The organism is Ectopseudomonas toyotomiensis (genome assembly GCF_900115695.1).
In the GTDB taxonomy this organism is placed as follows: domain Bacteria; phylum Pseudomonadota; class Gammaproteobacteria; order Pseudomonadales; family Pseudomonadaceae; genus Aquipseudomonas; species Aquipseudomonas toyotomiensis.
Genome location: NZ_FOXK01000008.1, coordinates 220,784 through 234,105 on the forward strand (window position 1 = coordinate 220,784; position 13,322 = coordinate 234,105).

9 protein-coding genes are annotated in these 13,322 nt (G+C 63.1%); 4 read left to right on the forward strand and 5 right to left on the reverse strand.

Going from position 1 to position 13,322, the window contains the following annotated elements; all coding sequences use genetic code 11:
- Positions 1-2: 2 nt before the first annotated feature.
- Positions 3-1,298 (reverse strand): ammonium transporter, encoded by a 1,296-nt coding sequence (locus BM186_RS17845; protein ID WP_083431623.1) that lies wholly within the window; start codon positions 1,296-1,298, stop codon positions 3-5.
- Between the two features lie 304 nt (positions 1,299-1,602).
- Between BM186_RS17845 and BM186_RS17850 the strand changes: the two genes are divergently transcribed.
- Positions 1,603-3,657 (forward strand): putative bifunctional diguanylate cyclase/phosphodiesterase, encoded by a 2,055-nt coding sequence (locus tag BM186_RS17850; RefSeq protein ID WP_072425838.1) that lies wholly within the window; start codon positions 1,603-1,605, stop codon positions 3,655-3,657.
- Between the two features lie 63 nt (positions 3,658-3,720).
- Here the strand turns inward: BM186_RS17850 and BM186_RS17855 are convergent, their stop codons facing one another.
- A complete protein-coding gene (locus BM186_RS17855) occupies positions 3,721-4,626 on the reverse strand; it encodes a GIDE domain-containing protein (RefSeq protein ID WP_074917073.1) in 906 nt (301 codons plus the stop codon).
- Between the two features lie 10 nt (positions 4,627-4,636).
- Positions 4,637-5,209: a LemA family protein gene (locus BM186_RS17860; RefSeq protein WP_074917075.1), complete on the reverse strand. Its 573-nt coding sequence runs from the start codon at positions 5,207-5,209 to the stop codon at positions 4,637-4,639.
- 190 nt (positions 5,210-5,399) lie between these two features.
- On the opposite strand from BM186_RS17860, the gene BM186_RS17865 reads away from it, so the two are divergent.
- Complete coding sequence (locus BM186_RS17865; RefSeq protein WP_074917077.1) at positions 5,400-6,737, forward strand: imelysin family protein; 1,338 nt, start codon at positions 5,400-5,402, stop codon at positions 6,735-6,737.
- A 78-nt stretch (positions 6,738-6,815) separates the two neighbouring features.
- Here BM186_RS17865 and BM186_RS17870 read toward each other — a convergent pair whose 3' ends face one another.
- Together BM186_RS17870 and BM186_RS17875 are read right to left on the reverse strand one after the other, a co-directional pair.
- Positions 6,816-7,643 carry a helix-turn-helix transcriptional regulator gene (locus BM186_RS17870; protein ID WP_074917079.1) on the reverse strand — a complete coding sequence of 276 codons (828 nt, stop codon included), beginning with the start codon at positions 7,641-7,643 and terminating at the stop codon, positions 6,816-6,818.
- Positions 7,644-7,648: 5 nt separating this feature from the next.
- Positions 7,649-8,218 (reverse strand): GNAT family N-acetyltransferase, encoded by a 570-nt coding sequence (locus BM186_RS17875; protein ID WP_017675066.1) that lies wholly within the window; start codon positions 8,216-8,218, stop codon positions 7,649-7,651.
- A gap of 205 nt (positions 8,219-8,423) precedes the next feature.
- Here BM186_RS17875 and BM186_RS17880 point away from each other — a divergent pair, with 205 nt between their 5' ends.
- Both BM186_RS17880 and BM186_RS17885 read left to right on the forward strand, forming a co-directional pair.
- Positions 8,424-11,912, forward strand: coding sequence for a hybrid sensor histidine kinase/response regulator (locus BM186_RS17880; protein ID WP_074917081.1), 3,489 nt, complete (start codon positions 8,424-8,426; stop codon positions 11,910-11,912).
- 450 nt (positions 11,913-12,362) lie between these two features.
- A complete protein-coding gene (locus BM186_RS17885; protein WP_074917083.1) occupies positions 12,363-13,310 on the forward strand; it encodes an alpha/beta fold hydrolase in 948 nt (315 codons plus the stop codon).
- The last annotated feature ends 12 nt before the right edge of the window (positions 13,311-13,322 follow it).

Genomic DNA, 13,322 nt, shown 5'->3' on the forward strand with positions numbered 1-13,322 from the left:
CTTCAGCCCCTCCTCGACCATTGCTCGCTGTCGAAGGTCTGCGTCAGATTGAACTCCGGATAACCGACCTCGGCATGCTCGGCAAAATCCAGCCCACGCTGCTCATGCTGGGTCGAAACCCGCAATCCCATGGTCTTGGCCAACAGGAAGTAGAACACCAGAGCAACCGGAAAGGCCCAGAGAAAGGCTGCCGCAGCCCCCAATGCCTGCACCGCGACACGCTCCCAGTTGAACAGGTCACCCTGATAGAACAGGCCGGCTGCCAGGGTGCCCCAGATACCGGCGAACCCATGGACCGGAATCGCACCGACCACATCGTCGAGCCGCAGGCGATCGAGTAGACGCATGCCGTAGACCACGACGAAACCGGCGACAAGACCGCTGAGCAGCGCGAAACCCGGCGCCATGCTGGCGCAACCGGCGGTGATGCCGACCAGCCCGCCAATCGAGCCATTCACCGTGGTGGTCAGCAGCACCGGGCTGGCCGTGCTGCGTTGTGCCAGCAGAGCGCCGAGCGCACCAGCGACCGCAGCCAGGTGCGTGTTCAGGGCGATCAAGCCAAGACTGCTGCTGATTTCCAGGTTGCTGCCGGCGTTGAAGCCGAACCAGCCCACCCAGAGGATGAAGCCGCCCAATGCCACCAGGCCAAGATTGTGCCCTGGGATCAAGCGCGCCTCGCCATCAGGAGCGAAACGTCCGAGACGTGGACCGAGCACCAGAATCCCTGCCAGTGCGCACCAGGCACCGATGCTATGCACCACGGTCGAGCCGGCGAAATCGATGAAACCCAGCTTGGCCAACCACCCCTGACCGCCATACAGACCACCCCACACCCAGCTGCCGAATATCGGATAGATCACACCGCTGATCAGCACCGCGCCAACCAGATAGGCGCCATACCGCGTGCGTTCGGCCATGGCACCACTGGCGATGGTCGCAGCGGTGGCGGCGAACATCATCTGGAACAGCAGGAAGGTGTAGTCCCAGGGCTCGCCGTCATTCAGCGCGAAGTGACTCATGCCGAACCAGCCAGTGACATTGGCACCGAACATCAGGCCGAAGCCGAACAACCAGAACACGATGCCACCAACGCAGCAGTCCATGTAGTTCTTCATCATCACGTTGACTGCGTTCTTGGCCCGCGACATGCCGCTCTCCAACAGGGCGAAACCCGCCTGCATGAAGAACACCAGCACGCTGGCCAACACCAGCCAGGCCGTATTGGCGGCCTCTTCGCTGGCGGCATGGGCCTGTGGGGCAAAGCTGACAGCGACGAGCAACAGCATGAGCGTTTTCATCACGAGTCCCCTCCCGGTCGATGCCCGGCCTTCGCAACTCTTGTGCCAGCGGCCAAGCAGACGGCAGGTGGCGCGTCATAGGGCGTAACAACGACGGACGGTCAATATGACAAAAGCTGTTCAAGTACGGCGCAATCGCACCGACACAGAGCAGTGAGTCGGCCTCCAAGCGGCGATTCGCACCAGGAGCGTTCCTTGTGGGATAAATAGTGCCACCAGGCATGATGGCCCTTTGACGGCCAGGCCTAGATTGCCAATACTCTCGTCTGACTGACGCTGCAAGCATCGACATAAGGAATTGCCTTTGAAGCTGGAATTGAAGAACAGCTTGTCACTCAAGTTGCTCCGCGTGGTGCTGTTGTCAGCACTCGTAGTAGGGGTGGTATTGAGTTGTGCGCAGATTGTCTTCGACGCCTACAAGACACGTCAGGCGGTGGCCAACGATGCCCATCGCATCCTCGGCATGTTCCGCGACCCTTCGACCCAGGCGGTATACAGCCTGGACCGCGAGATGGGCATGCAGGTGATCGAGGGGCTGTTCCAGCACGAATCGGTGCGTCACGCCTCCATCGGCCACCCCAACGAACCCATGCTGGCCGAGCGCACTCGCGATCTGGCACAGATGCCGACTCGCTGGCTGACCGACCCGATACTCGGTCAGGAGCAGTTGTTCGCCACCAAACTGGTCGGCCGCGGCCCTTACAGCGAGTATTACGGTGACCTCAACATCACCCTCGATACGGCGCCTTACGGCGAAAGCTTCGTCACCAACTCGGTGATCATCTTCATCTCAGGGGTGCTGCGCGCCCTGGCCATGGGCCTGGTGCTTTATCTGGTCTATCACTGGCTGCTGACCAAACCACTGTCGAAGATCATCGAGCACCTCACCAACATCAATCCCGACCGACCCAGCGAACACAAGCTGCCCATGCTCAAGGGCAACGAGAAGAACGAGCTGGGTTTGTGGATCAACACCGCCAACCAGTTGCTGGCCTCCATCGAGCGCAACACTCATCTGCGCCGTGAAGCCGAGAACAGCCTGCTACGCATGGCTCAGTACGACTTCCTCACCGGCCTGCCCAATCGCCAACAACTGCAACAGCAGCTCGATCAGATTCTCGAAGATGCCGGCCGCCTGCAGCGTCGCGTCGCCGTGCTCTGCGTCGGCCTGGATGACTTCAAGGGCATCAACGAACAATTCAGTTACCAGAGCGGCGACCAGTTGCTGCTCGCACTCTCCGACCGCCTGCGCAGCCATAGCGGTCGTCTCGGCGCACTGGCCCGTCTGGGCGGTGACCAGTTCGCCCTGGTTCAAGCCGATATCGAACAACCCTACGAAGCCGCCGAACTGGCGCAGAGCGTACTCGACGACCTGGAGTTGCCCTTCCTGCTCGACCAGCACGAAGTGCGCCTGCGCGCCACCATCGGCATCACCCTGTTCCCGGAAGATGGTGACAGCACCGAGAAGCTGCTGCAGAAAGCCGAACAGACCATGACCCTGGCCAAGAGTCGTTCGCGCAATCGCTACCAGTTCTACATCGCCAGCGTCGACAGCGAGATGCGCCGCCGCCGTGAGCTGGAAAAGGATCTGCGCGATGCCCTGGCGCAGAACCAGCTGCACCTGGTCTACCAGCCCCAGATAGATTACCGCGACCACCGCGTGGTCGGCGTCGAAGCGCTGCTGCGCTGGCAGCACCCGCAACATGGTTTCGTTGCACCGGACCTGTTCATCCCGCTGGCCGAGCAGAACGGCACCATCATTCCCATCGGTGAATGGATCCTCGACCAGACCTGCCGTCAACTGCGCGAATGGCATGATCAGGGTTTCAGCGATCTGCGCATGGCCATCAACCTGTCCACCGTGCAGTTGCACCACGCCGAGCTGCCGCGCGTGGTCAACAATCTCATGCAGGTCTACCGCCTGCCACCCAAAAGCCTGGAGCTGGAAGTCACCGAGACCGGCCTGATGGAAGACATCAGCACCGCCGCCCAGCACCTGCTCAGCCTGCGCCGCTCCGGCGCGCTGATCGCCATCGACGACTTCGGTACCGGCTATTCCTCGCTGAGCTATCTGAAAAGCCTGCCGCTGGACAAGATCAAGATCGACAAGAGCTTCGTGCAGGACCTGCTCGAAGACGAAGACGACGCCACCATCGTTCGCGCCATCATCCAACTGGGCAAGAGCCTGGGCATGCAAGTGATCGCCGAAGGCGTGGAAACCGCCGAGCAGGAGGCCTACATCATCGCCCAGGGCTGCCATGAGGGTCAGGGCTACCTCTACAGCAAACCGCTGCCGGCGCGCGAATTGACGCTGTTCCTCAAGCAGTCGCGACGCCTGAGCTCAGCCGCGACGCTCTGAACGTCCCCCACAAAAACGCCGCGATCAGTCGCGGCGTTTTCGTTCGAGCCCGGCAAAAACAGCTCACCAGTGCTGTACACCCAGCAGCCAGGCCGTGGCCAATGCGCCGACCAGACACAGTACGGCGCCGCCAGCGGCTTGCCAGTAGAAGCTGCGGGCCAGCTCGTCCTCTCCGCTGTTGGAAAGAACGAACGGCTGGCGCTCACCAGGCTTGGCCATCTGGTGCCGCGCCGGCTCGGAGGCCTTTTGCCGGTGCCGATCCTCGGCTTCCAGTTGCGCCGCCAATCGCACGCGATTCCATTCCTGCTCGTCGAGCTCGCCGTTGCCGTCACTGTCGAAACGCCGCAGCAGCCCAACGTAATCGCCCTTCCATTCGCGGATCACTTCGCCCTGAGCGGCATGCCTGTCGAAGCCCTGCTGCGCAGCGCCACGGGTGCGAAAATCACCGATGGCATACAGCGGCTGGCCTACATGAAAACGTTCTTCGCTGTAGCGATAGCGCTGGCCGCTGGTGAGAAAGCCGAACAATCCGGTCTTGGCCGGACCCAGTGGGTGCCGCAGGTTACCCTCCCAGACGTCACGCACCGCCGCACGAATCTCGGCGCCCCGCGGGTCGATCAGGCATTCGCCGGTGCCATCGACCAGGCGCAACCAGGCGTCACTGGCGCCGCTCTCGATTACCCGCCAGCTGCGCTTCTTGCCGCTGGAGCGATATTCCTCGATCCGAAAGCGCCACCACAGGCAGGGTTTGCCAGTCAGCGGCCCACGCAACTGCATGTCCGGCAACGCTTCGAGCACACCATAGAGCTCGACGTAACCCTGCGCCGCCGAGCGGATCTTCGAGGTGGGCGTATCGAGCAGATGGCGCGCCTGCGACCAACCCCGCAGGCACCACCAGGCGCCGCCCAGGCAGGCACCGAGGGTGAACGTGAGCGTGAAGAAGAAGCCGAAGGGGTCGACCTGCATCATCGGCAGGTTCTCAGTTGAACAGTGATTTCATGTCTACGTCGGCTTTTTCCGCCTCGCTGAACACCAGCAGTTCGGCAGCCTGGAAGTTGAACATGCGCGCGATGAGTACATCGGGGAACTGCTCGATGCGCACGTTGTTGAGGTTGACCGCCTCGTTGTACAGCTCGCGGCGGTCGGCGATGCCGTTTTCCAGGCCGCTGATACGCTGCTGCAGATGCTGGAAACTGTCGTTGGCCTTCAGCTCAGGGTAGTTCTCTGCCAGAGCAAAGAGCTGACCGAGGCCCGCGCGCAGACCACTTTCAGCCTTGCCCAGGGCGCCGACATCATGTTGTTCGCGAGCACTGGCAACGGCACTACGCGCTGCAATCACCCGCTCCAGGGTCGAGCCTTCGTACTGCATGTACTGTTTGCAGGTTTCCACCAGCTTGGGCAGTTCGTCGTGTCTCTGCTTGAGCAGCACGTCGATGTTCGACCAGGCCTTGCTCACGCCATGCTTGAGGCGCACCAGCCCGTTGTACAGCGACACCGCGTAGGCGCCGAGCAGAACGAGGACAACGATGATGATCACGGCGGTCAGGCTCATGCAGTTTTCTCCAGGCAGAACTGCGAATCGGGTGCTGGCATTCTAACGGCAACGAGGTGGTTCGATAGCGATATCCCGCACAGCGACGAATAATGGCCTTTACACATAATGCGAAACATTTGCATTATGTTGCAGTTTTTCAGGTACCACTGAGTACCGTCCACATTTCGTACATGCAAAGGACCCCGCCATGATTCGTATGCCTCTGGCCTCCGCCAGCCTGCTGGCCATCGCCATTTCCCTCGCTGGCTGTGGCGAAGACAAAGCCCCCGCGCCCCAGGCAGCTGCGCCTGCTGCCACCACCGAGAGCGTGGCGCCTGCCACTGCGGCGAAGGTCGACGAAGCAGCGGCGAAGGCCGTGGTCAACCATTACGCCGATCTGGCCCTGGCCGTGTTCAGCGACGCCGCCAGCACCGGCAAGGCCCTGCAGACTGCCGTCGATGCACTGCTTGCCGATCCCAGCGAAGCGACTCTGAAAGCTGCGCGCGAAGCCTGGCTGGCCGCACGCGTGCCCTACATGCAGACCGAGGTGTTCCGTTTCGGTAACCCGGTGGTCGACGAGTGGGAAGGTCAGCTCAACGCCTGGCCGCTGGACGAAGGCCTGATCGACTACGTGGCCGAGGACTACCAACACGCCCTGGGTAACCCGGGCGCGCAAGCCAACATCATCGCCAACACCGAGATCCAGGTGGGTGAAGACAAGATCGACGTCAGCGAAATCACCGGCGAGCTGCTGGCCAGCCTGAACGAGCTGGGCGGCTCCGAAGCCAACGTCGCCACCGGCTACCACGCCATCGAATTCCTGCTCTGGGGCCAGGACCTTAATGGCACCGAGCCAGGCGCCGGCGAGCGTCCCTATACCGACTATCTGGTCGGCGAAGGCGCCACCGGTGGCCACAACGAGCGTCGTCGTACCTACCTGAAAGCCGCTACCGATCTGCTGGTCAGCGATCTGGACGACATGGTCGAGCAGTGGAAAGACGGCGTGGAAGGCAACTACCGCAGCGAGCTGGTCGCCGATTCGGCCGACAACGGTCTGCGCAAGATGCTGTTCGGCATGGGTAGCCTGTCGCTCGGCGAACTGGCGGGCGAGCGCATGAAGGTCGCACTGGAAGCCAACTCCACCGAAGACGAGCATGACTGCTTCAGCGACAACACCCACAACTCGCACTTCTACAACGGCAAAGGCATTCGTAACGTCTACCTGGGCGAGTACAAGAAGGTCGACGGCAGCACCCTCACCGGCCCGAGTCTGTCCGAGCTGGTGGCCAAGGCCGACGCCCAGGCCGACGCCACGCTCAAGGCCGACCTGCAGGAAACCGAAGCCAAACTGCAGGCACTGGTCGACAGCGCCGAGAAGAACAACGTGCACTTCGACCAGCTGATCGCGGAAGGCAACGCCGAAGGCCAGCAACTGGTGCGTGACGCCATCGCTGCCCTGGTCAAGCAGACCGGCGCCATCGAGCAGGCTGCGGGCAAACTGGGCATCAGCGACCTGAACCCGGACACCGCCGATCACGAATTCTGATCGACATAGCGGACTGAAAAAGCCGGCGCCCCGATAAGGAGCGCCGGCTTTTTCATGCCTGGACCTTTATGCCTGCTGTCAGCTCCGGGCCACCGCGCTGCGATATTCGCCAGGGCTCACGCCATAAACCTGCTTAAACTGCCGCGACAAGTGGCTCTGATCGGCGAAGCCCAACTGCATGGCCACAGCGACCGCCGTACAGCCCGTCTTGAGCAACGCCCGCGCCTGTTCGAGGCGACGCTGCTTGAGCCAGGCATGCGGCGGCAAGCCGGTCGCGCGGCGAAATACGCGCGCGAAGTGAAAAGGAGAGAGGCTAACCGCAGCCGCCAGCTCTTCCAGAGACGGCGGCTCGACCAGGCGTTCGGCAAGCATCTGCTTGGCGCAGGCCACTGCCCATGGCTCACGCCCAGGCGCAGGTGGTTCGGCAAGCTGCGCATGATGCTGAAACAGCAGCAGAATCGCCTCACGCCAGGCCAGTTGCTGCTGCAGTGCCTCGGCACCACCCTCGAGCAGTTGGTGCAGTTGCAGAAAGGCCGCATGCAAACGCGGATCATGCAGCACGCTGAAGGCAAACGACGGCATGCCAGCCTTGGCCAGGCCCAGCTCCTGCAGCGCCCCCAGTACCTGGGCGTTGTCGGGATAGAAACCGCGATAGCGCCAACCGTCTTCGTGCGCCTTGGAGCCGGTGTGCACTTCGTCCGGGTTGATCAGCACCATGCTGCCCTGCGGTGCCAGATGATCACAACCGCGATGACGAAAGCGCTGTGCGCCATGCTCGATCACGGTGAACACGAAACCTTCATGCACGTGGGGCGCGAAGCGCTGTTCAAGGTAGCGCGCCTGCAACAGCTCGACGCCGCTCAATGCGGAAGCTTGCCAGAAGCGGGTCTGCTCGCGACTGTGCATCAGGCTCAGGCGTTGAAGCCCGCCTCCATGGCCCCACGCAGCGCCGGCCATTCCAGATCGGTAATGCTGTACAGCACGGTGTCATCGAGTCGGCCATCAGCCAGACGGCGATGGTTGCGCAGCAACCCTTCACGAACGGCGCCAAGCTTCTCGATGGCGCGTTGCGAACGCAGGTTGCTGGCGGCGGTTTTCAGTTGCACGCGAACCATGCCCCAATTTTCGAAAGCGTGCTTGAGCATCAAATACTTGATGCTGGTGTTCAGCCCGCTGCCATGCTGGCCGCGGTCGAGCCAGGTCCAGCCGATTTCACAGGCCGGCAGGGTGTTCATGAAGTCGGCGAAGCGGGTGGTGCCTACCAACTCGTCCCCCAGACGAATGACGAATGGCAGTGCCCGCTGCTCGCGCATATCGGCCAGGGCGCTGCGATACCAGTCCAGTCGCTGGGTGCCGCTCATGTACAGCAGCTCCTCGCGATTGGCTTCGGCCAGCGCCACCAGCGCGGGGATATCCGCGTCAGAGAGCGGTTCCAGGCGCAGAGCGCCACGTTGCAAAGTCACCAGCTGCGGCTTGAACATAGGGTCCTTCCTCGGACAGAGTCGCAAACGCGCCAAGCTATCAGCCCCTGCGCTGCAGCACAATCGAGTCCCATCGCAAAGCACGCCTGCTTGGCTGCGACCTTGGTCGCAGCCGACAGCGCCCGGCTTTGTGCAACACTGATCAACATCGGCCTCGCCTCGGCGGCCAGGCTCATTTCGTTTCACTGTGCGTTTCGGAGTCTGCATGTCGCTGTCCCCCGGGTTGATCGCCGCGGTCGCCCTGATCTACATGGCCATTCTTTTCGCCATCGCCTTCTATGGTGACCGCCGCAGCACGCCTATGCCGCCGAAGATCCGTGCCTGGGTGTACTCGCTGTCGCTGGCCGTCTACTGCACCAGCTGGACTTTCTTCGGCGCCGTCGGCCAGGCCGCCGAACAGCTATGGTCGTTCATTCCGATCTACCTCGGGCCGACCATTCTGCTGCTGACCATGCCCTGGGTGTTGCAGAAGATGGTGATGATCAGCAAACAGGAGAACATCACCTCCATCGCCGACTTCATCGCCGCGCGCTACGGCAAGTCACAGTCGCTGGCCATCGTGGTGGCGCTGATCTGCCTGGTCGGCGTGTTGCCCTACATCGCCCTGCAGCTCAAGGGCATCGTGCTCGGCGTCAATCTGCTGATCGGTGTACATGCCCAGGACACCGGCACCAGCGCTCAGGACACCGCGCTGATCGTGTCACTGGCCCTGGCGTTGTTCACCATTCTGTTCGGCACTCGCAACCTCGACGTCACCGAGCACCATCGCGGCATGGTGCTGGCGATTGCCTTCGAGTCGCTGGTCAAGTTGCTGGCCTTTCTCGCCGTTGGCGCCTTCGTCACCTTCGGCCTGTACAACGGCTTCCACGATCTGCTCGACAAGGCACACAACACCGCCGAGCTGGACGCCTTCTGGAACGAGGCGGTGAACTGGCCGGCGATGCTGGTGCAGACCGGCATGGCGATGATCGCCATCATCTGTCTGCCGCGGCAGTTCCACGTCACCGTGGTGGAGAACATCGAGCCCAAGGACCTGCGTCTGGCGCGCTGGGTATTCCCCGCCTACCTGATGCTGGCTGCGCTGTTCGTCGTGCCCATCGCCCTCGCCGGGCAGATGCTGCTTCCAGCAGGCGTGACACCGGACTCCTTCGTCATCAGCCTGCCGCTGGCCGAAGCCCATCCAAGCCTGGCGGTGCTGGCCTTCATCGGCGGCGCGTCAGCCGCTACCGGCATGGTGATCGTCGCCTCGGTGGCACTGTCGACCATGATCTCCAACGACATGCTACTGCCCTGGCTGCTGCGTCGGCAGAGCACCGAGCGGCCGTTCGAGGCCTTCCGTCACTGGATGCTCACCGCGCGCCGGGTCAGTATCGTGCTGATCCTGCTGCTGGCCTATGTCTGCTACCGTCTGCTCGGCGAAGGCGCCAGCCTGGCCACCATTGGCCAGGTGTCGTTTGCCGCCATTGGCCAACTGGCCCCCGCCATGTTCGGCGCGCTGGTGTGGAAACAGGCCAACCGCCGCGGCGTGTTCGCCGGCCTGATCTTCGGTGCCATGCTCTGGTTCTACACCCTGGTACTGCCACTGGCGGCGCGCGGCATGGGCTGGTCGCTGGACAGCTTCCCCGGCCTGACCACCCTGCTCTACGCCCCCATCGGCCTACAGGTTGATCCGCTGACGCGCGGCGTGGTGCTGTCACTGGCCGGCAACCTGCTGCTGTTCGCCTGGGTTTCCTGGTTCTCGCGTACCCGCGTTTCCGAGCACTGGCAGGCCGGGCGTTTCATCGGCCATGACCTGGGCACCAAACCCAGCAACCGCAGCCTGCTGGCAGTGCAGGTGGCCGACCTGCTGATGCTGTCCAGCCGTTTCGTCGGCGAAGAACGCGCACGCCAGAGCTTCAACCGCTTCGCCCTGCGCCAGGGCAAAGGCAAGGACTTCGATCCCAACCAGCCGGCCAACAGCGAGTGGATCGCCCACACCGAACGCCTGCTCGCCGGCGTGCTGGGCGCCTCCTCGACCCGCGCGGTGGTCAAGGCCGCCATCGAAGGCCGCGAGATGCAGGTCGAGGATGTGGTGCGCATCGTCGATGAAGCCAGCGAGGTGCTGCAGTTCAACCGCGCCCTGCTGCAGGGTGCGATCGAGAACATTACCCAGGGCATCAGCGTGGTCGACCAGAACCTGCGGCTGGTGGCCTGGAACCACCGTTATCTGGAGTTGTTCGAGTACCCCGAAGGCCTGATCTACGTCGGTCGGCCGATTGCCGAGATCATCCGCTTCAATGCCGAACGCGGCATGCTCGGCAGCGGCGACCTGGAGGAGAACGTTGCCAAGCGCCTGTACTGGATGCGCCAGGGCACCGCGCACAGCTATGAGCGGGTATTCCCCAACGGCCGGGTGATCGAGCTGATCGGCAACCCCATGCCCGGTGGTGGTTTCGTCATGAGTTTCACCGACATCACCGAATTCCGCGAAGCCGAGCGAGCCCTCAAGGACGCCAACGAAAGCCTCGAACGACGGGTTGCCGAACGCACCCATGAGCTGTCGAAGCTGAACCAGGCACTGACCGAAGCCAAGGCCCACGCCGAAGCCGCCAACCAGTCGAAAACGCGCTTCCTCGCCGCGGTCAGCCATGACCTGATGCAACCGCTTAATGCAGCCCGGCTGTTCTCAGCCGCGCTGGCCCATCAGGACGACGCCCTGCCCAATGAAGCCCAGGAGCTGGTCCGGCATCTGGACAGCTCGTTGCGTTCGGCAGAGGACCTGATCACCGACCTGCTGGACATCTCACGTCTGGAAAACGGCCGAATCACTCCAGATCGTCACGCCTTCGCCCTCTCCAGCCTGTTCGATACCCTCGCCGCCGAGTTTGGCGTGCTGGCTGCCGAACAGGGTATCGACCTGCGCGTGCACGGTAGTCGCCAGTGGATCGACAGCGACATCAAGCTGCTGCGCCGGGTCCTGCAGAACTTCCTGACCAACGCCTTCCGCTACGCCAAGGGCCGCGTGGTGCTGGGCGTGCGCCGTGAAGGCGGACAGTTGCGCCTGGAAGTCTGGGACCGCGGCATGGGTATCCCCGAAGACAAGCGCAAGGTGATCTTCGAGGAGTTCAAGCGCCTGGACAGTCACCAGACGCGCGCAGAGAAAGGCCTGGGCCTGGGCCTGGCGATTGCCGACGGCCTGTGCCGCGTGCTCGCCCACCGCCTGGAAGTGCGTTCCTGGCCAGGTAAAGGCAGCGTGTTCAGCGTCAGCGTGCCGCTGGCGAGAAAACCGGCGCCGAAGCCGCAAGGCCCAGTCGTACCGGCAGTGGATGGCCAGCCCTTGCAGGGCACCCAGGTGATCTGCATCGACAACGAAGACAGCATCCTCACCGGCATGTACAGCCTGCTGTCACGCTGGGGCTGCCAGGTGTGGACAGCGCGTAATCGTCTGGAATGCGAGCACCTGCTCAGCGAAGATGTGCACCCGCAGCTGGCGCTGGTCGACTACCACCTCGACGAGGGCGAAACCGGTACCGAGCTGATGGCCTGGCTGCGCACGCGCCTGGGCGAACCGGTGCCGGGCGTGGTGATCAGCGCTGACGGTCGCCCGGAGCTGGTCGCCGAGGTGCACGCCGCCGGCCTCGACTACCTGCCCAAACCGGTCAAGCCTGCGGCCCTGCGCGCTCTGCTCAGCCGCCATCTGGTGTTGCGCGGCTAGGGGCAGAACGTTTCCGCAGAGCGAGACCACTGCTGAAGGTTTGCCACCTCTACCGCGAGGCTCCCACCGGCATTGGCGCACCAGGCGCCATCGCTGGTGGGGACGCAACGCCAGCGAATGCCCGGCACTTCATCAATCTGACCGAGCGGCAGCAAGCCGGTAGCAACGGCCGGACACGTTCGCGATTTCGCGACTCGCGGCAACCATGCGTTCGAGAGCCCCAACCAAGGACTGGACTTGCCAGGCACTGGCGTTGCACAAAACCTTCCAGGATCGCCCAACCCCCTGTTTCAGAGCGGCACAGACCTTACTGGCACTTTCGTAACGCCAGCCCACCAAGGCTAGGCAGAGGCAAGCCAGCACTCAACAATGGCCCATACACCGAGCGATGCAATCGTCATTCGTGGAGCCAGCCATGTTCCTGTTCGCCCAACCATTCGATTACCTGCGATGAACGCGTCACTGTCATGGGATGAACTGTCACCTCGGCAGCTGGACGTGGATAGCGACGGCCTGCGCCTGCGTACCTATGTCTGGGACAAGGCCGGCGCCCCGACCCTGCTGCTGGTGCATGGTTATCCGGACAATCACGAGATCTGGCGGCCGCTGATCCGCGAGCTGGCCGCCGACTACCGGATCGTCGCTTACGATGTGCGTGGCTGTGGTGCATCGGAGGTGCCGAAACGTCTGCGCGACTACCGTCTGGAGCAACTGGGTCGCGATCTCGAAGCGGTGGTGCAGGCCACCAGTGCGGATCGCCCGGTGCATCTGGTCGCCCACGACTGGGGCTCGATCCAGAGCTGGGAGGCAGTAACCGAGCCACGCATGCAGCCGCAGCTGGCGTCCTACACCAGCATCTCCGGCCCTTGCCTCGACCATGTCGGCCACTGGATGCGCCAGCGCCTGAGCCTGCGTCGCCCTGATGCACTACTGCAGGCGCTGGGGCAGTTGCTCAGCTCCTGGTACATCGCCTTCTTCCACACCCCACTGTTGCCGGAGTTGTGCTGGCGTCTGGGCCTGGATCGCACCTGGCCCTGGCTGCTGCGCCGCCTCGAAGGTGTAGGCGATCTGCCAGCGAGCCCTACGCAGCGCAGTGATGGCATGCGCGGTGTGCAGCTGTATCGCGCCAATTTCATGCGCCGCCTGCTCAGGCCGCGCTCGCGCAGCACCCGCGTGCCAGTGCAACTGATCGTGCCGCTGAACGACCGCTTCGTACGCCCACAGTTGTTCGAGGATCTGCAGCACTGGGCGCCACTGCTTACCCGTCGCGAAGTCCGCGCCGGTCACTGGCAGTTACTGGCCGAGCCCAACGCCCTGGCCGGCTGGCTGCGTGGCTACGTCAGCAGACTGGAGCAGGCTCGTCCTCGCACACAACCCGAGCAAGCGCCCCTGCGCTAGCAGGTAGACGTC